Source organism: Pseudomonas sp. FEN (genome assembly GCF_904067045.1).
Lineage (GTDB): Bacteria > Pseudomonadota > Gammaproteobacteria > Pseudomonadales > Pseudomonadaceae > Aquipseudomonas.
The window spans coordinates 593,508-616,457 of sequence record NZ_CAJFDC010000010.1 but is presented as its reverse complement, the minus strand read 5'-3'; the positions used below and the strand labels follow the sequence as shown (position 1 = coordinate 616,457).

Annotated in this window: 25 protein-coding genes; 14 read left to right on the top strand and 11 right to left on the bottom strand. The window is 63.7% G+C overall.

From position 1 onward, the window contains the following. Window positions 1-33: 33 nt before the first annotated feature. Both PFEN_RS11555 and PFEN_RS11550 read right to left on the bottom strand, forming a co-directional pair. Window positions 34-474, bottom strand: a complete 441-nt coding sequence (locus tag PFEN_RS11555) for a CopD family copper resistance protein (RefSeq protein ID WP_191486962.1) — start codon at window positions 472-474, stop codon at window positions 34-36. A gap of 25 nt (window positions 475-499) precedes the next feature. After that, a complete protein-coding gene (locus PFEN_RS11550) occupies window positions 500-1,690 on the bottom strand; it encodes an NnrS family protein (protein ID WP_191486961.1) in 1,191 nt (396 codons plus the stop codon). Between the two features lie 717 nt (window positions 1,691-2,407). Between PFEN_RS11550 and PFEN_RS11545 the strand changes: the two genes are divergently transcribed. Both PFEN_RS11545 and PFEN_RS11540 read left to right on the top strand, forming a co-directional pair. After that, on the top strand, window positions 2,408-3,091 hold the full coding sequence (locus PFEN_RS11545; RefSeq protein WP_191486960.1) for a Crp/Fnr family transcriptional regulator: 684 nt from the start codon (window positions 2,408-2,410) through the stop codon (window positions 3,089-3,091). Continuing rightward, window positions 3,088-3,288: a protein DnrP gene (locus PFEN_RS11540; RefSeq protein ID WP_191486959.1), complete on the top strand. Its 201-nt coding sequence runs from the start codon at window positions 3,088-3,090 to the stop codon at window positions 3,286-3,288. The genes PFEN_RS11545 and PFEN_RS11540 overlap by 4 nt, the downstream gene beginning before the upstream one ends. Before the next feature lie 14 nt (window positions 3,289-3,302). Here the strand turns inward: PFEN_RS11540 and PFEN_RS11535 are convergent, their stop codons facing one another. From PFEN_RS11535 to PFEN_RS11510, 6 genes are all read right to left on the bottom strand, one after another. Then, window positions 3,303-5,138: a nitric oxide reductase activation protein NorD gene (locus tag PFEN_RS11535; RefSeq protein WP_191486958.1), complete on the bottom strand. Its 1,836-nt coding sequence runs from the start codon at window positions 5,136-5,138 to the stop codon at window positions 3,303-3,305. A 73-nt stretch (window positions 5,139-5,211) separates the two neighbouring features. Beyond that, on the bottom strand, window positions 5,212-6,639 hold the full coding sequence (locus PFEN_RS11530) for a cbb3-type cytochrome c oxidase subunit I (protein ID WP_191486957.1): 1,428 nt from the start codon (window positions 6,637-6,639) through the stop codon (window positions 5,212-5,214). Window positions 6,640-6,642: 3 nt separating this feature from the next. Further along, entirely contained in the window at window positions 6,643-7,083 is a 441-nt protein-coding gene (locus PFEN_RS11525; protein WP_191486956.1) for a c-type cytochrome, read from the bottom strand. Between the two features lie 97 nt (window positions 7,084-7,180). Beyond that, on the bottom strand, window positions 7,181-7,438 hold the full coding sequence (locus PFEN_RS11520; RefSeq protein WP_191486955.1) for a cytochrome C oxidase subunit IV family protein: 258 nt from the start codon (window positions 7,436-7,438) through the stop codon (window positions 7,181-7,183). Between the two features lie 10 nt (window positions 7,439-7,448). Beyond that, window positions 7,449-8,036, bottom strand: a complete 588-nt coding sequence (locus PFEN_RS11515; protein ID WP_191486954.1) for a cytochrome c oxidase subunit 3 — start codon at window positions 8,034-8,036, stop codon at window positions 7,449-7,451. Further along, window positions 8,020-8,811 (bottom strand): CbbQ/NirQ/NorQ/GpvN family protein, encoded by a 792-nt coding sequence (locus PFEN_RS11510; protein WP_191486953.1) that lies wholly within the window; start codon window positions 8,809-8,811, stop codon window positions 8,020-8,022. Before PFEN_RS11510 ends, PFEN_RS11515 begins: the two co-directional genes overlap by 17 nt. A gap of 199 nt (window positions 8,812-9,010) precedes the next feature. Between PFEN_RS11510 and PFEN_RS11505 the strand changes: the two genes are divergently transcribed. The 10 genes from PFEN_RS11505 (at window position 9,011) to PFEN_RS11460 (ending at window position 17,801) form a co-directional block, all read left to right on the top strand. After that, window positions 9,011-10,702: a nitrite reductase gene (locus tag PFEN_RS11505; protein WP_191486952.1), complete on the top strand. Its 1,692-nt coding sequence runs from the start codon at window positions 9,011-9,013 to the stop codon at window positions 10,700-10,702. A 117-nt stretch (window positions 10,703-10,819) separates the two neighbouring features. Next, window positions 10,820-11,125 carry a c-type cytochrome gene (locus PFEN_RS11500; RefSeq protein WP_412071416.1) on the top strand — a complete coding sequence of 102 codons (306 nt, stop codon included), beginning with the start codon at window positions 10,820-10,822 and terminating at the stop codon, window positions 11,123-11,125. Next, the gene (locus tag PFEN_RS11495; RefSeq protein ID WP_191486950.1) at window positions 11,122-12,300 is read left to right on the top strand and encodes a cytochrome D1 domain-containing protein; all 1,179 of its coding nucleotides are present in this window, start codon (window positions 11,122-11,124) and stop codon (window positions 12,298-12,300) included. The genes PFEN_RS11500 and PFEN_RS11495 overlap by 4 nt, the downstream gene beginning before the upstream one ends. Window position 12,301: 1 nt before the next feature. Further along, window positions 12,302-12,760 carry an Lrp/AsnC family transcriptional regulator gene (locus tag PFEN_RS11490; protein WP_191486949.1) on the top strand — a complete coding sequence of 153 codons (459 nt, stop codon included), beginning with the start codon at window positions 12,302-12,304 and terminating at the stop codon, window positions 12,758-12,760. After that, the gene (locus tag PFEN_RS11485) at window positions 12,757-13,275 is read left to right on the top strand and encodes an AsnC family protein (protein ID WP_191486948.1); all 519 of its coding nucleotides are present in this window, start codon (window positions 12,757-12,759) and stop codon (window positions 13,273-13,275) included. The genes PFEN_RS11490 and PFEN_RS11485 overlap by 4 nt, the downstream gene beginning before the upstream one ends. Next, the gene (locus PFEN_RS11480) at window positions 13,268-13,711 is read left to right on the top strand and encodes an Lrp/AsnC family transcriptional regulator (RefSeq protein ID WP_191486947.1); all 444 of its coding nucleotides are present in this window, start codon (window positions 13,268-13,270) and stop codon (window positions 13,709-13,711) included. The genes PFEN_RS11485 and PFEN_RS11480 overlap by 8 nt, the downstream gene beginning before the upstream one ends. Beyond that, window positions 13,686-14,189: an Lrp/AsnC family transcriptional regulator gene (locus PFEN_RS11475; protein ID WP_191486946.1), complete on the top strand. Its 504-nt coding sequence runs from the start codon at window positions 13,686-13,688 to the stop codon at window positions 14,187-14,189. The genes PFEN_RS11480 and PFEN_RS11475 overlap by 26 nt, the downstream gene beginning before the upstream one ends. A gap of 20 nt (window positions 14,190-14,209) precedes the next feature. Continuing rightward, window positions 14,210-15,388 (top strand): heme d1 biosynthesis radical SAM protein NirJ, encoded by a 1,179-nt coding sequence (nirJ, locus tag PFEN_RS11470; RefSeq protein ID WP_191486945.1) that lies wholly within the window; start codon window positions 14,210-14,212, stop codon window positions 15,386-15,388. 71 nt (window positions 15,389-15,459) lie between these two features. Next, the gene (gene cobA, locus PFEN_RS11465; protein WP_191486944.1) at window positions 15,460-16,299 is read left to right on the top strand and encodes a uroporphyrinogen-III C-methyltransferase; all 840 of its coding nucleotides are present in this window, start codon (window positions 15,460-15,462) and stop codon (window positions 16,297-16,299) included. Next, complete coding sequence (locus PFEN_RS11460) at window positions 16,296-17,801, top strand: nitrite reductase (RefSeq protein ID WP_191486943.1); 1,506 nt, start codon at window positions 16,296-16,298, stop codon at window positions 17,799-17,801. Before cobA ends, PFEN_RS11460 begins: the two co-directional genes overlap by 4 nt. A gap of 13 nt (window positions 17,802-17,814) precedes the next feature. On the opposite strand, the gene hemN is transcribed toward PFEN_RS11460, so the two are convergent. The 3 genes from hemN to PFEN_RS11445 all read right to left on the bottom strand — a co-directional run bounded on the left by hemN (window position 17,815) and on the right by PFEN_RS11445 (window position 21,077). Beyond that, complete coding sequence (gene hemN, locus PFEN_RS11455; RefSeq protein WP_191486942.1) at window positions 17,815-19,203, bottom strand: oxygen-independent coproporphyrinogen III oxidase; 1,389 nt, start codon at window positions 19,201-19,203, stop codon at window positions 17,815-17,817. Then, window positions 19,187-20,536: a coproporphyrinogen III oxidase gene (locus tag PFEN_RS11450; protein WP_191486941.1), complete on the bottom strand. Its 1,350-nt coding sequence runs from the start codon at window positions 20,534-20,536 to the stop codon at window positions 19,187-19,189. Before PFEN_RS11450 ends, hemN begins: the two co-directional genes overlap by 17 nt. Window positions 20,537-20,633: 97 nt before the next feature. Further along, a complete protein-coding gene (locus tag PFEN_RS11445; protein ID WP_191486940.1) occupies window positions 20,634-21,077 on the bottom strand; it encodes a CopD family copper resistance protein in 444 nt (147 codons plus the stop codon). A 278-nt stretch (window positions 21,078-21,355) separates the two neighbouring features. On the opposite strand from PFEN_RS11445, the gene PFEN_RS11440 reads away from it, so the two are divergent. Both PFEN_RS11440 and ddpX read left to right on the top strand, forming a co-directional pair. Beyond that, window positions 21,356-22,216: a MurR/RpiR family transcriptional regulator gene (locus PFEN_RS11440; RefSeq protein WP_191486939.1), complete on the top strand. Its 861-nt coding sequence runs from the start codon at window positions 21,356-21,358 to the stop codon at window positions 22,214-22,216. A gap of 21 nt (window positions 22,217-22,237) precedes the next feature. Beyond that, window positions 22,238-22,777: a D-alanyl-D-alanine dipeptidase gene (gene ddpX, locus PFEN_RS11435; RefSeq protein WP_191486938.1), complete on the top strand. Its 540-nt coding sequence runs from the start codon at window positions 22,238-22,240 to the stop codon at window positions 22,775-22,777. Window positions 22,778-22,950 lie beyond the last annotated feature (173 nt).

Here is a 22,950-nt window from a genome sequence, read left to right as displayed (position 1 = left end):
GGGTTTTTTCTTGCTCGCGCGGCGGGTCGCGACTCAGCCGTGCCAATAGAACATGGCCTTGGCCAGGATCACGATCAACACCATGTGTCCGAGAATACTGCGCCGGATCCAGTCCGCCCGGCGTGCCGTCAGCCGTGCCCGTTGCAGCCAGTAGGCCAACAACAGGTAATGCCCGACGATGCTCAGGGCCAGGGTGATCTTCAGGCTCAACAAGCTGGCAAAGCTACTGTCCAGGGGATGACTCAAGGCGCCCCGATGCTGCCAGGCCAGGCCGATGCCGGCGCCGTACAACAGCAACACCACGCCATGCAGGACCTTGCGCGAGCGCACCGCGATGGCTTGGTCGGCGCTCGCCTGCGTGCCCTCGGTCAATTGCCGGCGCGCCGCATGCCAGATGCACACCTCGAAAAACAGCGTGCCGATAAAAGCGATGGCCGCCAGCAAATGGGTAACCAGTAACCAGGGATAGATCATTGCCCACCTCCTCCGCCCAACCGACTCATCCCGGATGCCCGTCGACCCGGGCACGCAGCAGCATCGGGCCGTAGCGCCAGGCATACAGGGCAAACGCCAGGACCCAGCACAGCCCCGCCAGCCACAACCCGGCCAGTGGCAGGAACAGCACCAGCACGACCCGACTGAAACACGCCAGATTGACCAGGATGAACGCCAGGGTCATGCCGGCCGGAGGCTCCAGCGCCCGACCGGTATGCCCGAGGCTGACCCGCGCGATCATCGCCAGGATCAATCCGGCCATCGCCCCTATGGTCAGGCAATGCACCGCCAGGCTGGGATTCAACGGCATGCCGAAGTGCCACACAGCCATGCCCAGGCAAGCCAGCGCCAACCAGCCGTAAGCCAGGTACAGTGACCATAGCAGCGGCACGCGCCAAAGTCCGCGGTCATGCCAGCGCAGCAGGCGCAGCAGATGCCCCACCGCCAACCCGCCAAACAGCAGGCCGACCCAGGGATTGGCGAAGAGCGCGGGCCCGCTGGCATACAACAGTGCCGCCAGCGCGGAACCGGCCAGCAACAGGCGATCGAGCCAGGGCCAGGGGGCAACGCCCTCGACCCGGCCCAGACCGCGCTGGATGAAAAACGGAATGACCCGACCACCGATCAGGCCCATCATCGCCGCCACCAGCCAGATGCCGGTCAGCACGGCCTGCCGCTGCCAGCCTTCGTGACCAGGCACCAGGCCATATACCGAGAGGCCGTCGGCGCCGGCCAACAGCAGCAGCACCAGGACAATCGGGTAGTTGCGTTTCTGCCGCACCTTCCACAGCGTGGTTCCCATCAGCACGGCCACCGCCAGGGGAAACGCCAGCTCCAGCGGCGCCAGCAACGGCCAGGGCAGATTCGCCAACCAGGCCAGGCGCGCCACCAGCCAGAGCAAGGCCAGTGCCGCCAGCGGCTTGCCGCTGAGGCCAGGTTGACCGGTCCAGGTCTGTACCGCGGTCAGCAAAAAGCCGGCGACAATTGCCAGGCCAAAGCCGAACAACAATTCGTGCCGATGCCACGCCAGCCAGCCCCCCGCCGGTTGCCAGCCGCCGCCGGCACCGCTCAGGGCCACCAGCCAGAGCGGCACCGCCAGCAACGCCAGGCAACAGCCGGCCAGGAAAAACGGGCGGAAGGCCAGACGCAACAGCGGCGTGATCGCCAACGCTGTACGACGGTCAAGTACTTGCATGAAACCACTCCTTTACCTTGCCGCCGACCTGACACGAGGCCGCACGCGGCGAATGAGGTCCCCGGGCATCATCAGTTGTCCGCATACCCTTGCGGTTGTCATAGATCAAGCTTGCCGGGGAGCGCCTGGGTAACCTACCCAGCCGCTGCCAGACATGGCAGTGCAAGGGCCGTGCCCCGAACCGGAGGCAACCACGCCAGCCAGTGATAGTGCGGTGCATCCCGCCGGAAGCAGGCTACAGCACCGATTGTCGGCGCCCGCGGATCGGGTAAAAACAACCATTAGATGGTTATTTATACCCCAATAGAAAGGGTATTTTTAACCTTGAAGCTGAATATTCAATAGCCATGGGTTCGGCGAAGTGCCGTTCAGTGAAGGCCGAACACGGTCCCCGTGGGAGCAGAGCTTGCTCGCGAAGGCGCCCTTGAGACCGCTAAAAACTTCGCGGGCAAGCTCCGCTCCCACAGGGTTCCGTGACGTTTTCAATGTCCTGTGTCCTTGACTGAACGGCATTGGGACCCGGCCGCTGGCCCGGGTCTTGCTCAACCAGCACACCGTCAAGTCCCTCTCGAACAACCGGAGTCATCATGAAAGCAGTTATCCAGCCACTGGCCTGGTTTGTTGTCCTGGGTTCGGTCATCGCCATTGCCAGCGGTATCTCGCTCGGCCTCGTCTGAGGGGACGACACCTCCCTTTCCACTATCAGGATGAATTGCCATGGTGCTCCACCGCGTCCATCACCAGATTCTACGCAGCCACCACTTGTTCGAACCATTGAGTGACCAAGAGATGGATGAGTTGATGGCTTCCAGCCATTTGCTCAGCATCGACAAGGGTGAACCGCTGTTCCGCCAGGGCGAGCCGGCCGACGCCTTCTACTTCGTGATTGCCGGCGCGGTGAAGATCTACCGCCTGACTCCGGACGGCCAGGAGAAGGTGTTCGAGGTCATCGGTCCACGACAGACTTTCGCCGAGGCGATGATGCTGATGGACACCCCGAACTATGTGGCCTCGGCCGAAGCCGTCGGTCCGTGCCAACTCTATCGCTTGTCCAACAGCACCTACATGCGCTTGCTCCAGGGCAACAGCCGCCTGACGTTCGCCCTGCTCGGCAAACTCTGTGTGCGCCTGCACCAACGGGTCAACGAAATCGAAACCCTGTCGCTGAAGAACGCCACTCACCGGGTGGTGCGTTATCTACTGACGCAACTGGTGCGCCTGCAGCCCGTCAACTATCAGTTCGAACTGCCGATGGCCAAGCAACTGATCGCCGGACACCTGTCGATCCAGCCGGAAACCTTCTCGCGGATCATCCGCCGCCTGATCGATGAGAAAATCATCACCCAGGACGGTCGCCAGATCGTCATCCTGGATCGTCCGCGCCTGGAACAATTCGAATGAAGGCCATGCCCGTCTGCCTGTACTGCCAGCATCCCAACCCGGCCGGAGAAAGCGAATGCCAGCGCTGCGGCATGCCGCTGCCGGCCCTGGCGGCGCAGGCCGAAGCACGCCGGCTGCGGCGCTTCAAAGGGTTCTGCATCGGCCTGACGATCTTCTGCGTGATCATGTTCTTCTGGCTGCCACGCAGCATTCCATAAACCGAACGAACGCCTCATGGCTGGGTCAACTGCCGATACAGCTGCGGCAAGCGCAGGGGCAATTGCTCCGGCTGGCGGATCAGCGTGTAACCATTGGCGCCGAACATGTACGGCAGGTAAGCCCCGGCTTCGCGATCGATGGTGATACAGAACGGGGTCAGGCCCTGGCGCCGGGCTTCCAGTACCGCCTGGCGGGTGTCCTCGACACCGTAGCGGCCCTCGTAGAGATCCAGGTCATTGGGTTTGCCATCGGTCAGCAACAGCAACAGCTTGCGCCGGCGCTTGCAGCCGCTCAGCAGACGGGTGGCCTGGCGAATCGCCGCGCCCATGCGCGTGTAGTAACCCGGCTTGAGCGCCTGGATACGCCCGCGCGTGTGGTCGTCATAGCCTTGCTTGAACGCCTTGAGTTCCTGCAGGCGCACGTGCTGGCGGCGCAGCGAGGAAAACCCGTACAAGGCAAATTCGTCGCCCAGCACCGACAGCGTTTCAGCAAACAGCAGCAGGCTGTCGCGGATCACCTCGATCACCCGATGCTGGTCGTTCAGGTGCGCGTCAGTGGACATCGAGATATCGGCCAGCAACAGGCACGCCAGGTCCCGATGGGTCTGGCGCTGCTCCTTGAACAAACCTCGCTCGGCACAACGACCGTGCTCGCGCTCGACGTAAAAATCCAGCCAGGCCTGCATATCCAGCTCCGTACCCTGGGGCTGCTGACGCAACCACTGACGCTCGGGGCGCAGGTGCTCGAACTGCCGGCGCAAACGCTGCGCCGCCGGCCGCAGGCGCAACGGTAGCGGCTGGGCCTGGCAATCGCGTGGCACGAACATTTGCAGATTGACGAAATCGTCCTGCAGGCAACCTTTGCGGTAATCCCACTCCGGCAACTTGATGCCCTCGCCCAGCGGAATGTCGTCGACATCCGCCGGCGGCAGGTCCAGGTGCAGTTTAAGTCCGCCGCCCTTGCGCAGCCGAGTACGCGACAGGCTCAGTTCATCCAGGTCGGAGGCGACCCTGGCCGCATCCGGGTCTTCGCTGTCGTCCGACCAGCGATCCAGATCGACATGCTCGGTCCAACTGAACAGATTCTCCAGCCTTACGATCAGCAGCCCGCCCTCGCGGCTACTGTCATCAATCCGGGTGGCGCGCTTGCGCCCGCCCTCCTGCTCGCCGGGAGAGGCCGGCAAGGACTCCGGCGAGTCGTCGAGATCGGCGGCCTGCGGGCTGGCCAGATGCAGCGGCGGGTACAGCCACAACGGTAACGGCCAGGCCGCCCGCTCGCTGCGGGGAAACACCGCGACACTGCCCGGCTCGCGCAAAGCCTGGCACAGGGCCCGTTCCAGGGCGGCCTCGGCCGGCTTCAAGGAGGCGGGATCCGGACGCAGTTGCAGGTGCGCCGCGACCAGCCGCCGGTAACGCGGCACCAGCGCTGGATAACGCTGCAACAACACTTGCGTCCAGCGCTGATTGTCCCGGCCCCAGTGCCGCATCGGCCCGGACTGCGCCGCCAGCAACGCCAGCCAGCGATAGAGTTCCTCATTCAGTCCGGCCTCGGGGAACACCGCGAGGCTCGCCGGCAGGCGCAGGTTATCGGCGTCGCAGCAGGCCAGCGGCACTTGCCGGCAGGTCCCGGCGATCTGTTGCAACAGGCTGCGGCGCAACAACAGGTCCCGCTCGCAGACCGTTTCCAGTCCCCGGCCGACCCCGCCCATGGCACGAAACAACAGCGCCAGGCCACGTTGCCGCTGGGCCAGCTCGACCCGCGCCTCGGGGAAATCCACGCTGGCGCGGCGGGTGATGAAGCGATGCCAGACACTGCCGACCCACTCTTCCAGTTCAAGGGTAAAAGCCATGGAGCGCGCCTCGTTCGAGAACCCAAAACGGCCCGCTATACCAGCCGGGCCGACCTTTCCCAGATGTCACGACTCAGGAAGGAACCACGGCCGCCGGCGCGCGCAAGGCCGCCCGACCGCGCTGGCGGAAGCTCAGCAGATAGCAGATCAATCCCGCCAGGAACCCCACCCCACTGGCCAGACGGGCCCAGAACAGCGTGCGCAGATGGTCCATCGTCGCCATGAACGGCAGGGCAATGCCGTCGGGCTGCCAGCGTTGCAGATAGATCTGCACGACACCGGCGGCGGTGAGCAGCAGCGTGATCATCACCATCGACAGGGTCATCAACCAGAAACCCCAGATCTCCAGTTTCTGCGCGCGCTCGTCGGCGGCTTCACCCAACCCGCGCAAGCGCGGCATGGCGTAGCTGATCAGGGTCATCACGATCATCGCGTAGGCCCCGTAGAACGACAGGTGGGCGTGAGCGTTGGTCAACTGCGTACCGTGGGTGTAGTAGTTGACCGGTGCCAGGGTATGCAGGAAGCCCCAGACCCCGGCGCCGAAAAACGCGGTCACCGTGGTGCCCTTGGCCCACAACGTGGCGGCGCGGTTCGGGTGTTGCCGGCGACGGTTCTTCACCATGCTGAAGGCGAAGATCACCATGGCCAGGAACGGCAGCGGCTCCATCGCCGAGAAGATTGAACCGACCCACAGCCAGACCTCGGGCCCACCGATCCAGAAGTAGTGGTGACCGGTACCGATGATCCCGGTGATCAGCGCCATGGCGATAATCACATAGAGCCATTTCTCGACCACTTCGCGGTCGACCCCGGTGATCTTGATCAGTACGAAGGCCAGCATCGAGCCCATGATCAGCTCCCAGACGCCTTCCACCCAGAGATGCACCACCCACCACCAGTAGAACTTGTCGCGCACCAGGTTGCCAGGGTTGTAGAAGGAGAACAGGAAGAACACCGCGAGCAGCACCAACCCGGTCATCATCACCACGCTGACCGTGGTCTTGCGCCCTTTGAGCATCGTCATGCCGATGTTGTAGAGAAACCCCAGGCACACCACCACGATACCCATCTTGGTGATGGTCGGCTGCTCCAGGTACACCCGGCCCATGGTCGGCAGCAGCTCGTTGTGGGTCAGCCTGGCCAGCCCCGCGTAAGGCACCAGCAGGTAGCCGAGGATCGTCAGCACGGCCGCGGCGGCGAACACCCAGAACAGCACGATAGCCAGCTTCGGACTGTGCAGTTCACGGTCGGACTCTTCCGGAATCAGGTAGTACGCGGCGCCCATGAAGCCGAACAGCAGCCAGACGATCAACAGGTTGGTGTGCACTATCCGCGATACGTTGAAGGGAATGGTCGGGAACAGGAAGTCCCCCACCACGTATTGCAGGCCCATGATCAAACCGAACAGTATCTGGCCGAGAAACAGTATCAGGGCGAACACGAAGTACGGTTTGGCCACGGCTTGCGAGGCGAATTTCAGATGGGGATTGGCAATACTCATCTCTTAGCCCTCCTTGTTTGGCGGCCAGCCATTGGTATTGATTTTCGAGCTCCACTTGAGGAACTCGGCGATGTCGTCGACTTCCTGCGTACTCAGGTTGAATTGCGGCATCGCCCGGCGTCCGGGCACTCCCAGGGGTTGCATCTTCATCCAGGCCTGCAGGAAGGGTTTGAAACCCGCCTCGCCACCACGGCGCTGGAACACGTTGCCCAGTTCCGGCGCGAAATAGGCGCCCTCCCCCAGCAGCGTGTGGCAACCGACACAGTTGTTTTGCTCCCAGACCAACTTGCCGCGCAGCACCGAGTCGCTTAATTGCGCTTCGTTGCTGCGAACGGGAAAGGTCTGCTCCGAGTGATAGGTCAAGGCCAGGAATATCAGGAAAAAGAACACGCTTCCCCCGAAATAGATATTCCTGGCCATGCCTTTGGTGAAGGTCTCTGACATGGTCGCTTCCTCTTTGCTTGGCCTGTCCATTCTAGGAAGCGGGGGGGTGAAAACAGCTTGATGGCGATCAAGAAACTCCGATGGTTTTACTCAGGTATTAGCCGCGCAGGCTCAGGCTCACACCCAGCAATACCGCCACCACCAGGGGCCAGCCCAGCAGCAGCCGGCGCCACAGCCGTGGCGCATGACGCAACTCCATGAAGCCGTCGGTAATCAGCCAGGCCTTGGCCAGCGCCACCAGTAAAATGGCCAGCGTCACCCGCCAACGCCCGCCGCCCTGCGCCAGCAGCACGGTGCACAGGCTCAGGCTGACCAGAGCCGTCCAACAAACCAGCAAATAACCGCGAGCGGACATGCGTACCTCGTCAACCCAGAACGTAGACCAACGGAAACAGCAGGACCCAGATCAGATCGACCATGTGCCAATACAGCACGCCGGATTCGAAGCCGCTACGCCTGTCGGCGTCATACCGGCGACGCCGACAACCCTCGGCCAACCAACCGAGAATCAGCATGCCGAGCACGACATGCAGGAAATGAAAGCCACTGAGCAGCCAGTACAGGGTGAAGAAGGTGTTGTGCTCGATGCCCAGCCCCAACTCCAGCAGATGCCGGTATTCACCGAGCTTGAGCAACAGGTAGCCACAGGCGACGAGCAACGCCGCCAGCAACAGGAGCGCCGCCTGGCGCGGTCGTGAATGCCTGACCCGCTCCTGGGCCAACGCCGCGAACAACCCGGCGGTCAGCAGGCTCAGGGTCATCGCCAGCCCGGTGGAAGTATCGAGCAACTGGCGGCCGGCGGCGAACAATTGCGGCTTGAGCACCTGGGTCACGGCGAACACCAGGATCAGGATGGCGAATACCGAGAGCTCGGCCAGGATGAAAAACCACATCGCCAGATCCCCCGGCAAGTGGCGGCGCGGGGGATCGGCGAGCTCAACCGAAGTGAACATCGACCACGTCCATCAACGCGGCCACCGTTACCGGGTCATCGCTCAGCGGTTCGGCCAGGCAAGCCAGGCAAGCCTCCCGCGGGCTCATGCCGGCGCCGATCATCCGCGCGGTGAAAATCAGCAGACGGGTGGAGGCCACCTCCTCCAGGTCATGCTGCTCCAGCCGGCGCAGGGCCTGCCCGAGCCGGACCACCTGGCTCGCCAGCGCGCCATCGACCTGTGCCTCGCGCCGCACGATGCGCTCTTCCTCGGCCGCCGGCGGATAGTCGAAACGCATCGCCACGAAACGCTGGCGGGTACTCGGTTTCATGCCCTTGAGCAGGTTCTGGTAACCGGGGTTATAGGACACCACCAACATGAACGATGGCGGCGCCTGCAGTACTTCCCCGGTGCGTTCGAGGAACAACTCGCGGCGGCCATCGGCCAGCGGATGCAGGACCACCACCGTATCCTGGCGGGCTTCGACCACTTCATCGAGATAACAGATCCCGCCTTCGCGCACCGCCCGGGTCAACGGCCCGTCCTGCCACCAGGTGCCCTGGCTGCCAATCAGATGGCGGCCGATCAGGTCGGCGGCGCTCAGGTCGTCGTGGCAGGCCACGGTGTGCAGCGGCAGTTTCAGTTGGTGGGCCATGTACTGGACGAAGCGGGTCTTGCCGCAACCCGTGGGCCCCTTGATCAGCACCGGCAGGCCATGACGCCAAGCCTGTTCGAACAGCGCCTGTTCATTGTTCAGCGGTTGGTAGAAGGGTTCGCAAGCTTGCCTGGGGTCCATGGGGGTACCTGATTCGACAGCGGGTTCAAGGCCCACGCTAAGGCGCCCTGCGACAACCTGGCAAGTGACCTGGCCGGCAATCTTGATCGCCGTCAAGCGAACATCGCCCTGCCCGGGCATAGCCTTGGCCGACACTAAGAACCTGCGCCTGGACTGGCGTTCCAGCCCACCGCAAAGGTCTTGCCTGAGGAGAGATGGAATGCCGATCAGCAGTAGAAAATCCTTTGCCCTGAGCCTCGCCGGGTTGTTCTCGGCCATGGCCCTGACCCTGCCCCACGTCGCCAGCGCCGCGACAGAAACAGCAACAGCAACCGCGCCAGCGATGGTCAGTAGCCCCGGCGCGCCCGACCTGAGCCAGGCCGATTTCGACACCGCCAAGCAGATTTACTTCCAGCGTTGCGCCGGCTGTCACGGCGTACTGCGCAAGGGGGCCACCGGCAAACCACTGACTCCGGACATTACCCAGTCCCGCGGCCAGGCCTATCTGGAAGCCTTGATCACCTATGGCTCGCCAGCGGGCATGCCGAACTGGGGCACCTCCAACGCGCTGACCAGGGAGCAGGTCACGCTGATGGCCAAGTTCATCCAGCACACGCCCCCGCAACCGCCGGAATGGGGCATGGCCGAAACCCTGAAAACCTGGAAAGTCCTGGTCAAGCCCGAGGACCGCCCGACCCACCAACTGAACAAACTCAACCTGCAGAACCTGTTCTCGGTGACCCTGCGCGACGACGGCAAGATCGCCCTGATCGACGGCGACAGCAAGCAGATCGTCAAACTCATCGAGACCGGCTATGCGGTGCACATCTCGCGGATCTCCGCCTCCGGCCGCTACCTGCTGGTGATCGGTCGCGACGCCCGCATCGACATGATCGACCTGTGGCCACTGGAGCCGACCAAGGTCGCGGAAATCAAGGTCGGCATCGAAGCACGTTCGGTGGAGACCTCCAAGTTCAAGGGCTACGAAGACAAATACACCATCGCCGGATCGTACTGGCCGCCGCAGTTCACCATCATGGATGGCGAAACCCTCGAACCGAAACAGATCGTCTCGACCCGCGGCATGACCGTCGATAAACAGGAGTACCACCCGGAACCACGGGTCGCGGCAATCATCGCTTCCCACGAATGGCCGGAGTTCATCGTCAACGTCAAGGAAACCGGCAAGGTCCTGCTGGTCAATTACCAGGACATCAAGAACCTCACCATCACCAGCATCGACGCCGCCCCCTTCCTGCATGACGGTGGCTGGGACAGCACGCACCGCTACTTCATGACGGCGGCCAACAACTCGAACAAGGTCGCGGTAATCGACTCCAAGGAGCGCAAGTTGACCGCGCTGGTGGAGGTCGGCAAAACCCCGCACCCGGGACGTGGCGCCAACTTCGTGCACCCGCAGTACGGTCCGGTCTGGGCCACCAGCCACCTGGGCGACGCCGGGATCTCGATGATCGGCACCGATCCCTTGAAGCACCCGCAATACGCCTGGAAACAGGTCGGCTCGCTCAAGGGCCAGGGCGGCGGCTCACTGTTTATCAAGACCCACCCCAACTCCCGCCACCTGTATGTCGATACCCCGCTCAACCCGGACGCGAAGATCAGCCAGTCGGTGGCGGTGTTCGACATCGACAAGCTCGACGCCGGCTACAGCGTGCTGCCGATCGCCGAATACGCCGGGATCAAGCAAGGCGCCCTGCGCGTCGTGCAACCGGAATACAACAGGGCCGGCGATGAAGTCTGGTTCTCGGTCTGGAGCGGCCAGGCGGACGAGTCGGCACTGGTGGTGATCGACGACAAGACCCTCAAGCTCAAGGCGGTGATCAAGGACAAGCGGCTGATTACGCCAACCGGCAAGTTCAACGTCTACAACACCCAATACGACATCTATTGAGTGCCATCGCCGATGCCGGCCAATCCAGTGACCGATGACCCAGCCAAGCAGCTGCGACTTGGGTCCCGAGTCTCAAACAAGCCCTGGGAGGGTGTCATGAAGACGGGTCGATACGCGATGACTCTCCTCGTCCTCCTGCTGTTCCAGGCCCCCGTGCTGGCGGCGCCCGATGTCCACCGCCAGGCGCAACTGGAAAACCTCCTGGCCCAGGACTGCGGCGCCTGCCACGGGCTGCACATGACCGGGGGGCTCGGCTCCGATCTGACCCGGGCCTCACTGGCTGGCAAATCCCGCGGCAGCCTGATTGCCACTGTGACCCTCGGCCGGCCTGGCACTGCCATGCCCGGTTGGGGGCCCCTGCTCAGCCCTGACGACATTCGCTGGCTGGTCGACCTTCTTCTGCAAGGATACCCCGCACCATGATCCGTTCATTCCTGCTCTCGGCGGCCCTCGGCCTGTCGTTGTCCGCCTGTGTCCAGCCGCCCTTGCGCGGTACCGGCGACCTCGGGCTGGTGGTGGAACGCGCCTCCGGCAGCGTGCAAATCATCGAAAGCGACGGCAAGACCGCGCTGGCCCGAATCGAAGGGTTTGGCGACCTGTCCCATGCCTCGGTGGTGTTCTCCCGCGACCAGCGTTACGCCTACGTGTTCGGCCGCGACGGCGGTTTGAGCAAGGTCGACCTGCTCGGCCAACGCATCGATCGGCGGGTGCTCCAGGCCAACAACAGCATCAGCGGCGCCATCAGCCAGGACGGCAAGCTGGTCGCGGTCTCCAACTACGTACCCGGCGGCGTCAAGGTATTCGACGCCGTGACCCTGCAACAGGTCGCGGATATTCCCGCCACCCTGCTGCCCGACGGCGTCAAACGCTCGCGGGTGGTCGGCCTGGTGGATGCCCCCGGACAACGCTTCGTGTTCAGTCTGTTCGATACCGGCGAAATCTGGAGCGCCGATTTCAGCCAGGGCCTGACGCCACGGATCACCCGCTTCAGCGCTATCGGCAAACAACCCTATGACGCGCTGATCACCGGGGACGGGCGCTACTACATGGCCGGGCTGTTCGGCGAGGACGGCATGGCCCAACTCGATCTCTGGTATCCCGAGCGCGGGGTGCGCCGGGTACTCGGCGACTACGGTCACGGCCAGGCGAAACTGCCGGTGTACAAGATGCCCCACCTCAAAGGCTGGGCCGTGGCCAACAACCAGGCCTTCGTCCCCGCCGTCGGCCAGCACCAGGTGCTGGTGATGGACACCCGCGACTGGCAGCAGACCGATGCGATCAAGGTCGCCGGTCAGCCGGTCTTTGTCACCTCGCGCCCGGATGGCCGACAACTGTGGGTCAACTTCGCCTACCCGGACAACGATCGGGTACAGGTCTTCGACAGCGAGACCCACGCGCTGGTCGCCGACCTGCGTCCGGGGCCGGCGGTGTTGCATATGGAGTTCACCGCCCGGGGCGATCAGCTCTGGTTGTCCACCCGCGACGGCGATCAGGTGCAGATCTGGGACCCCTACAGCCTGAAACAGCTGGGCAGCCTGCCGGCCAGCAAGCCGAGCGGCATATTCTTCAGCAGCCGCGCGCAAAAGACGGGGTATTGAGATGACTCCCGACACTCTCCAACAGCGCCTGATCGAACACTTCCAGCACGGCATGCCGATCGGCGCCGAACCCTATCGACAGATGGCCGAAGCGCTGGATTGCAGCCAGGACCAGGTGCTCGCCTGCCTGCAACGGATGCAACAGGCCGGCAGCCTGTCACGGATCGGTCCGGTGTTCGAACACAGCCGCGCCGGGGCCAGCACCCTGGCCGCCCTGGCGGTGCCCGCCGAGCGCCTGCAACAGGTGGCCGAACGCATCAACCATTACCCCGAGGTCAATCACAACTATGCCCGGGAGCATCACTACAACCTGTGGTTCGTCCTGACCGGTCCGGATCGCCAGCACCTGCGGCGCATTCTCGACGAATTGCAGGACGACACCGGTCTCGTCCCGCTGGACCTGCCGATGCTCAGCGCCTACCGCATCGACCTGGGTTTTACCCTGGGAGAAATACCATGAAAGCGCTCCTCAAGGCCGAACAGCTCCTGGCCCTGCGGCGCCAACTGGAACTCGGTTTGCCCTTGGTACCACGGCCGTACCTGGCCCTGGCGCAACAGATCGGCGCCGAGGAAAGCCAGGTCCTCGCGCAAATGCACCAATGGCAGCGGCAACAGCTGTTCCGTCGCATCGGCCTGGTGCTCAACCATCGCGCCCTGGGCTTTGCCGCCAACGCCATGCTGGTCCTGGATATTCCCGATGCCCTGGTCGACGAGGTCGGACACCGCCTGGGGCGCGAAGCCGGCATCAGTCTGTGCTATCAGCGCCCACGCCGGCTGCCGCAGTGGCGCTACAACCTGTTCTGCATGATTCACGGACGCCGGCGCGAGCAGGTCGAGGCACAGATCCAGGCGTTGCTGGAGCAACATCTGCTGAGCGACCTGCCCCATCAGGTCCTCTTCAGTACCCAGGCCTTCAAACAATGCGGCGCGCGCTTTGCCCCAGCGCCGCCAGACGGAGCCCGCGCCCATGGATGAACTCGACCGCCGTCTGATCAACCGCCTGCAACGGGGCCTGCCGCTGGTGCGCGATCCCTGGCGCGAGCTGGCGGACGAACTGGACAGCAGCAGCCTTGAACTGCGCCAACGCCTGCGGCAACTGCTGGAAAACGGCACCCTCACCCGCTTCGGCCCGATGTTCGACATCGAACGGCTGGGCGGCGCCTTCACCCTGGCCGCGCTGGCGGTCCCCGAAGAGCGTTTCGAGGCGGTCGCCGAGTTGCTCCACGACATGCCCGAAGTGGCACACAACTACCGCCGCGAACATGCCTGGAACATGTGGTTCGTGCTCGGCTGCGCCACCCGGCAAGACCTCGACGAGGCGCTACGGCACATCGAGCGCCAGACCGGCCTGGTGCCGCTCAACCTGCCCAAGGAGGAGACCTACCATGTCGGTCTGTACTTGCCACTCTGAAGATCGCCTGGCCCGACGCCTGATCGAACTGACCCAGGCCGGCCTACCGTTGCTGGACGACCCGTGGACCTGGCTCGCCGAACAGTTGGAACTGAGCGTCGAGTCGACCCTGGAGCTGCTCAAGCGCTTGCAGGCCGAGGGCGCGATCCGCCGTATCGCCGCCGTGCCCAACCACTATCGTCTGGGCTATCGCTTCAACGGCATGACCGTCTGGGATGTCCAGGACGCCGAGATGCCGCGCCTCGGCGCGCTGATCGGCGCCCAGCCTTTCGTCAGCCACTGCTATCGCCGGCCACGCCGAACGGCCTGGCGCTACAACCTGTTCGCCATGGTCCATGGCCGCAGCGCCAAGGAAATCGATGCTTACCGCGAGCAACTGCGCGACCTGCTCGGTGATGCCAATGCCGCCGACGCGATGCTGGTGAGCAGCCGCATCCTGAAAAAGACCGGTTTGCGCCTGTCCGCCGCCCAGTACTGAACCACCCCGAGGAGAGGTACATGTTAAGGATCAGCCATTACCTGCGGGCCCTCGCCGGCCAGAGCCCCGCCCCGAGAACCGCCGCCCCCGGCAGCCCGCGCGCGCCGGTGGTGATCTGGAACCTGCTCAGGCGTTGCAACCTGACCTGCAAGCACTGCTACGCGACCTCGGCCGACAGCGTCTTTCGCGACGAACTGGATACTCCGGCGGCGCTGCGGGTGATCGACGACCTGCACGCCGCCGGAGTGCAAGTGCTGATCCTGTCCGGCGGCGAACCGCTGCTGCGCGAGGACCTGTTCCAGCTCAGCGCCCACGCCAGGGCCTATGGCATGTTTGTCGCCCTCTCCAGCAACGGCACGCTGATCGATGAGCAGACCATCGCCCGGATCAGCTCGGCCCAGTTCGACTATGTGGGCATCAGCCTCGACGGCCTGGAGGCCACCCATGACGCCTTCCGCCAGTGCCAGGGCAGCTTTGCCCGCTCACTGCGGGCGATCCAGCTGTGCCGCGAACAGGCTATCCGGGTCGGCATGCGCACCACCCTGACCCAGGAAAACCACGCCCAGCTGCCGCAATTGCTGGCACTGATGCGCGAGTACGACGTGCAGAAATTCTACCTGTCGCACCTCAACTACAGCGGTCGCGGCAAACGCAGCCGGCGCCTCGACGCCCGCCAACAGATGAGCCGCGAGGCCATGGACCTGCTGTTCGAACAGGCCTGGGCGGATATCGAACAGGGCCGCGACAGTGACTTTGTCAGCGGCAACAACGATGCCGATGCGATTCTCCTGCTGCAGTGGGTAGGTCGCCGGCTGCCGGCGTACTACCCACGCCTGGAACAGATGCTGCGCGCCTGGGGCGGCAACGCGTCGGGCAGCGGCATCGCCAATATCGACAACACCGGCGAGGTCCATCCGGACACCTACTGGTGGCAGCACTCGGTGGGCAATGTGCGCCAGACCGCCTTTCGTCAACTCTGGCTGGAGCAGCCCGATCCGTTGCTGCTGCGCCTGCGCGAACACCCCCGCGCCGTTGGCGGGCGCTGCGCCGAGTGCCGTTGGCTGAGCATCTGCAACGGCAATACCCGGACCCGTGCCTGGGCCGAGGGCGACCTCTGGGGCCAGGACCCCGGCTGCCACCTCAGCGACGAAGAAATCGGCCTGCCGACCCCACCCACCATTCCTTGCGTCATGCACTGAAGCGCCTGCCCGGCCCACCCTCCGGCAGAGGATGGCGCCGACACACCCGATCAAGCATCCAGGAAGCCGCCATGCCCTCAGTCACTGTTTTACCCGCCGCGCTGCAGTCCCCATTCAGCCCCGGCGAAGTCGCCCTGGTCGGTGCCGGCCCGGGTGACCCGCGCCTGCTGACCCTACGTGCCTGGAGTCTGTTGCTACAGGCCGATGCCGTGGTGTATGACCGATTGATCAGCCCTGAACTACTGGCGCTGATCCCGCTGACCTGTGCCCGCCATTACGTCGGCAAGGCCAGTGGCCGCCACAGCCTGCCCCAGGAGCAGATCAACCACCTGCTCGCCGAGCTGGCCAGCGCGGATCAGCGCGTGGTCCGGCTCAAGGGCGGCGATCCGTTCATTTTCGGCCGTGGTGCCGAGGAGCTGGACTACCTGTTGCAGCGCGGCATCAATTGCCAGGTGGTCCCGGGCATCACCGCCGCGGCCGGTTGCAGCGCCTATGCGGGCATTCCGCTGACCCATCGCGACCTGGTCAGCTCCTGCCGTTTCATCACCGGCCACTTGCAGCAGGATAATGAGTTGACGCTGCCCTGGCGCAACCTGGCGGACAGCGGCCAGACCCTGGTGTTCTACATGGGCCTGGCGAACCTGGAGGTGATCGCCCGACGCCTGATCGACGCGGGCCTCGCCGCCGACACCCCGGCGGCCTTGATCAGCAACGGCACCCTCCCCGACCAGCAGGTCGCGCGCGGGACCCTGCGGCAATTGCCGAGCCTGGCGCTGCGGTGTCCGGGCGACACGCCGACACTCGCGGTGATCGGCCAGGTGGTCGCACTGTTCGCCAACCGGCAACCGGAGTATCCGGCCCGCTTTGCTGGCGCGCCGCTTGCCCAACCCCGCGCCAGGATGGCGGTATGAAGCGCCGTCTGCTGCTCACGCTGGCCTGCCTCGGCGCGGTCCAGGGCGGCGCGGCGGCCGCGCTCTCCGGCGCGGCGCTGGAACAGGCCGCGCAGGACTATCAGGCGCAGTGCCAGAGCTGTCATGGCGCCCAGCGTTTTGGCGCCACCGGGCCGGCCCTGCTGCCGGAAAGCCTCAGCCGGATCAAACCCGCGGAAATTCGCGAGGTGATTGAAAAAGGTCGCCCGGCCAGCCAGATGAACGGCTTTGCCGGCGTCTTCAGCGGCGCGCGGATCGACGCCCTGGCGGACTACCTGCAGCGCCCACCGGCCACCCCGCCGAGCTGGAGCAGCGAAGATATCCGCGCCAGCCACAGCGTGCTCAACGATATCGGCAAACTACCCACCACGCCCCAGCATGACGCCGACCCGCTGAACCTGTTCGTGGTAGTGGAAGCCGGCGATCACCACATCGACATTCTCGATGGCGATCGCTTTACCGTACTGGCGCGCTTTGCCTCGCACTTTGCCGTGCATGGCGGACCGAAGTTTTCCCCGGACGGGCGCTTCGTCTACATTGCCTCCCGCGACGGCTGGATCAGCCTGTACGACCTGTACAACCTGAAGCTGATCGCCGAGGTCCGCGCCGGGCTCAACACTCGCAACCTGGCGGTGAGCAAGGATGGCCGCTGGGTGCTGGTGGGCAACTACCTGCCCGGCAACCTGATCGTGCTCGACGCCCGCGACCTGTCCCTGGTCAAGAACATCCCGGCGCTCGGCCAGGACGGTAGTCCCTCGCGGGTCAGTGCGGTGTATACCGCGCCGCCACGGGACAGCTTCATCGTCGCCCTCAAGGACGTCAAGGAAGTCTGGGAACTGTCCAGCCGCGGCACGCCAGACTGGCAACCGCGGCGGATCCACGCCGAGGACTACCTCGACGACTTCTCCTTCTCCCCGGACTACCACCAGTTGCTGGCCACCTCGCGCAAGGCCGCGGGCGGCCAGGTGATCGACCTCGACAGTGGTCAGGCGGTCACCGAGATCACGCTGCCGGGCATGCCGCACCTGGGCTCGGGCACCTATTGGCAACGCAACGGCCGCTGGGTGTTCGCCACGCCGAATATCAGCAAGGGGCTGATCTCGGTCATCGACCTCGAGACCTGGAAGCTGATCAAGGAAATCCCCACCCTTGGGCCGGGCTTCTTCATGCGCAGCCATATCAATTCGCCGTATGCCTGGAGCGATGTGTTCTTTGGCCCGGACAACGATGCGATCCACCTGATCGACAAACAGACCCTGGAAATCGCCCACACCCTGCGGCCGATGCCCGGCAAGACCGCCGCCCACGTCGAATTCACCCACGATGGCCGTTATCTGCTGCTGAGCATCTGGGCCAGCGACGGTGCCTTGATCGTCTATGACAGCCACAGCCTGAAGGAAATCAAGCGTATCCCGATGAACAAGCCCTCGGGCAAATACAACGTCGGCAACAAGATCGAGTTCGCCGAAGGCACCTCCCACTAGGCGCGGCGGTGCCTCAAACGGTCCGGGAGAACAGGCCTTTCTGCCCGGCCCCGAGGTAGGCATCGAAGGCCATGGCGGTGCTGCGCATCATCAGGTGTCCCTGGGGCAGCAATCGCAGGCCGTCGGCGCCTATCTCCAGCAGACGGTCGTGAACCTGCTCCTGCAGTTGCCCCAGGGCCTCGGCGAAGTAATGCGCGAAGCGGATGCCATGGGCGGCCTCGAACTTGCCGAAGTCGATGCGGCCATGGCACATCAGGTCGTTGATCACTTCGCGGCGCAACAGGTCGTCGGCATTCAGGCGGTAACCGCGATGCACCGGCAACAAGCCTTGATCGAGCCGCGCATAGTACTGCGAAAGCTCCTTGACGCTCTGGCTGTAGCTGTCGCCGACCTTGCCGATGGCCGACACTCCGAGGCCGATCAGGTCGCAATCGGCATGGGTCGAGTAGCCCTGGAAGTTGCGGTGCAAGGTGCCGTTGGCCCGGGCCAGCGCCAGCTCGTCCTCGGGCAAGGCGAAATGGTCCATGCCGATGTACACATAGCCGGCCTCGGTCAGGCGGCGGATGGTCAGCTCGAGCAACTCCAGCTTGCGCTCCGGCGGTGGCATGTCCGCCGGGCGAATCAACCGCTGCGCGCGGACCAGCTCGGGCAAATGCGCGTAGCTGTAGGCAGCGATCCGATCCGGGCGCAGGGCGATGATCTTGCCCAGGGTGACATCGAAACTCCGCACCGTTTGCAGCGGCAGGCCGTAGATCAGGTCGACGCTGATCGACTTGAAGCGCGCCTGCCGCGCCGCCTCGACCAGCGCATAGATCTGTGCTTCGCTTTGCTGGCGGTTGACCGCCGCCTGGACCGCCGGATCGAAGTCCTGCACGCCAAAGCTCAGGCGATTGAAGCCCAGTCGACGCAACACATGGATCTGCTCGGTATCGATAGTGCGCGGGTCGACCTCGATGGAAAACTCGTGGTCGTCGCTGTCATCCATATCAAAGGCCTGATGCAGGCACGCCATCAGTTCAGCCAACTGTTCGCCGCTCAGATAGGTCGGCGTGCCGCCGCCCAGGTGCAGTTGCGTGAGTTTGCGACCAGGTTCGAACAAGGCGCCCTGCATCAGGATCTCGCGTTTGAGGTAGCCCAGGTACTCGACCGCGCGATGGGTCTTGCGAGTGATGATCTTGTTGCAGGCGCAGTAGTAGCAAAGGCTCTGGCAAAACGGAATATGAATGTAGGCCGAGAGGGGCTTGGGCGTCGTCGCCTGGTTGCTGGCCCGCACCGCTTGCTGGTAGTCGTCCATGGCAAACGCCTGATGGAACTGCGGCGCGGTGGGGTAAGAGGTATAGCGCGGCCCCGGACGATCGTACTTCTCGACCAGGGCGCGGTTGAAATCAAAGACAGGCATCATGTTCGACAAACTCGTGATGGGGTGAATACGCCGGGCTGTGCACATCCGCGACGAACAGTTGGCAGATGGCATCCACTTCCGGCCGGCCGGCGGGAAGAATACTGATGAAACGCTCCGATAACTCCACCAGCCCGTCGCGGGCCATTTGCTCAAGGCGCGGCCAGGCGGCCGAGAAGTACTGGCGGAAAATCAGTCCGTAGCGGCTTTCGAGGGCCGGGATGTCCAGTTCCAGGTCACATTCCAGGCGCTCCATGACCCGTTGCCTGACCTGCTCGCCGGCCTCGCAGCGCCAGCCACGGCAGGTGGCCAACTGGCCCATGTCCAGTTGCTGCAAATAATCTGAAAGCGCTTCGCTGTTTTGCACCGACAGTTCGTCGAGCTGGCTGATGGCGCCCAGGCCGAAACCGATATGGTCGCAATAGCCGTGGCAGGTAAACCCCTGACAGTTGCGGCGCAAGCGGCCGCGCTCCTGGGCCATCAGCAAGTCATCGTCGGCGCGGACGAACTGCCCCAGGCCAATGTACTGGTAACCCGCGGCCAGCAACTGCTCGAAGCAGATCCGCCGCATCGCCGCCTTGTCCGCCTGGCTGCTGGCGGCTCTGCGGTGATCGTTCTCGCAGCGGTAGCGGCGCGGCGGCTGGGCGTAGTCGAACACCTGCAGGCGGTCGGGCTCCAGCTCGATAAGGGTCGCCAGTTTCAGCGCGAAGCTCGCCGGGGTCTGCCAGGCATGGCCATAGCCCAGGTCGACATTGACCGAGCGATAGCCAAAGGTCCGGGCGGCGTCGATCAGCGAATGGATCGGGGCCGGGTTCTGGTAGCAGGCCACGGACAGTTCGCTGTCCGTGCCAATATCCGGCACGCCGATGCTGACCTGGTTGAAGCCCTGTTCGCGGAGCAAGCCCATGGTTGCCCAGTCGGTGTGATGCAGATCGACTTCGACACTGTAGTCGCCGCCATCGTGATCGAGAAAATCGAAGCGCTTGCGCAGTTGGTTCATCAACCGCCGCAGCCCGCCCGCGTCCGGGGTGGCGCCACCCAGGTGGAATTGCTCGATCCGTTGCTCCGTGCCCAGGTGACAAGCGACCAGATCGATCTCGCGTTCCAGTCGCTGCAGATACGCCGCGCTACGGTCGCGCTGATCGCTCAGGGTGAGAAGCTGCACGGCCAAGGACAGTGGACGGCGCTTCTGCCGGCTGCCACGCAAGGCCCGCAACAAATCCAGTGAGCCGATACCGGTGTGAAACTTGCGGGTGTCGGCATGACCGTTGAGGTCGAGAACGCCTTGATCGCGTCGAACCGGCAGTTCGCTGCGTAGGTAAAGAGAATCGAACATGACAGGGCTCCGAGCCGGGCTACGGATCTGCAGTGTCCGGTGTTAGCGCCCGGCGCTCCTTGATTTACATCAAGCAGGCGCGGCACCCGCGCGCGCCTCACCAGCTCAGGTAGAACATCGCCTTGGCCAGCAGCACGATCAGCACCATATGGCCGAACAGGCTGTAATGAATGAAGTTCAGGTAGCGGGTATTCATGCGTGCGCTTTTGAACAGGAACATGGCCACCAGGAAATGCCCGAGGACACTGGTGGCGAGCAGTATTTTCAAGGCCAGCAAGGTACCGAACGAAGAGGCCAGCGGCGCCGCGAGGGCTGGCAGATAACGCAACCAGACCATGCCCAGCCCGGCGCCGAACAACACCAGCAAGACCCAGGGCATCAACGTCCGGGCGCGCCGCCCGATACCCTGCTCGACCAGCAGCATGACCCGGGCCGGAAGCTGCCGACGAATGCTCTCCAGGAACAGCACCTCGAAGAACACGGTACCGATAAACACCAGCGCGGCAAACAGATGCAACGTGAGTAACAGCGGATAGATCATGGGGCCCTAGGTATCGGCAGGAGATGGAATGAGGTCGGCCCCATGGCCCGGACACCGGGGCGTTGCCCTGGAGCCGTCGGTCATCGGCCTGCTGCGAGGCTACAGCGCCAACCGGCGCCCGCCGTTGATGTTAATCAAGAAACCCGGATGCTCCGTGCGAAGCGCCGTATGACATCGCCGGAAAAAGACGTTGTGTTGTCTTGAAAACCAATGTTATGTTTATAACACCAAGAAAATAAATGACACACAAATAACAACCCCAATCCTGGCGCGCCGATATGTCCCTGGAAAAGAACAGCTTTCTTCAGTTGCTGGAGCAACAGTTCTCCAGCCTGACCCCCACCGGGAAACGCATTGCCAGCTATCTGCTGGGCAACCCGGAACAGCTGCCTTTCGAGTCGGCCGACAGCATCGCGCAGCAAGCGTCCACCACCGGGATTTCCGTGGGGCGTTTTTTCCGCTCCCTGGGTTACCAGAACATCGACGAGGTCAAGCGCAGCCTGCGCGGTGAAGCGCCGGCGTCGTGGCTGATCACCGACCGGATTGCCGCCTTCCGTGCCGAAGCCAACCAGGACGACGCGCTCGACCGCTCCCTGAATCGCGAGATCGAGGCAATCCAGCACGCCTATGGCCTGGCACGCGGCGAGGTCTTTGCCAAGATCGTGCAGCGCATCCATGAAGCCGACGCCGTGTTCATTCTCGGGATCCAGTCGACCCGCGGGATTCTCACCGCGTTTCATAGCCACCTTGAGTACATTCGCCCCAAGGTCTACTACGTCGACGGTCTGTCGGGCATCTACGCCGAAACCCTGAACTCCGGCTTTGCCAATCCCTACGCGATCATTGCCGACTTCCGGGCTTATTCCAGCGTGACCCAGACCTTCTGCGAGGCAGCGTTGGACAACGCCCTGCCGCTGGCCCTGATCACCGACCTGCAATGCCCCTGGGCCCGGGACTACCCACTGGATCTGTTGCAGTTGAAAACCGATGTCGGGCAGTTCTGGGACTCCCCCGCCCCGTTGGCCTGTCTGTTGAACCTGGTGGTTTCGGCCGTCGCGGAGAAGTACGGCGAGCGTCTCGACGAGCGCCTGGCGAAGAATCGTCAACTGCAAAAAGCCTTCGGTCAGTTCGAAGGCTGACCCATCGACTGGAGTATTTGCGTGAACCACAGCCCCCTTGTAGACATTGATGCCGAGCGTTATCAGGTGCAAATCGACCTGATCTACGCCAGTGCGGACAACCTGGCTGGAAAAGTGATCTACCCGACGGCCCGTTGCCGCTTGCATCGGCAAGCCGCCGACTGTTTGCACAAGGCCAGCCGACTGGCGCGCCAGGCCGGATTGACCCTGCGCATCTATGACGCCTATCGACCGCCCTACGCCCAGTTCCTGCTGTGGCAGGCGCTGCCGGACAACGACTACGTGCGCGACCCGCACCTGGGTTCCCACCATAGCCGTGGCGTGGCCGTGGACCTGACCCTGGTGGACGGCGCGGGCGAGCCACTGGAGATGGGTACCGCCTTCGACGCCATGCAAGAGCGCTCCCATCAGTTCTACCCCGACCTGCCCGCCGACGTGCAGCGCAATCGCCTGCTGCTGCTGGGGATCATGCTCGGCGCCGGATTCCAGGCGATTGCCACGGAATGGTGGCATTACGAACTACCGAATGCCGACGACTACCCACTGCTGGAGGATGAGTAAGCAACCACCGCGAAAACCGCTCGAGCCACAACGCCAACACTGACGAAGCCACAGAGTTTCGCAAGCGACACAGCACAGCCCACCTCGGGTGCGGCTGATAACAACAACAAGACCGCATTATTGATGCTTCACCTGCAACTGCCCGGTTATAGCTTTTATAAAAAACCTGACGC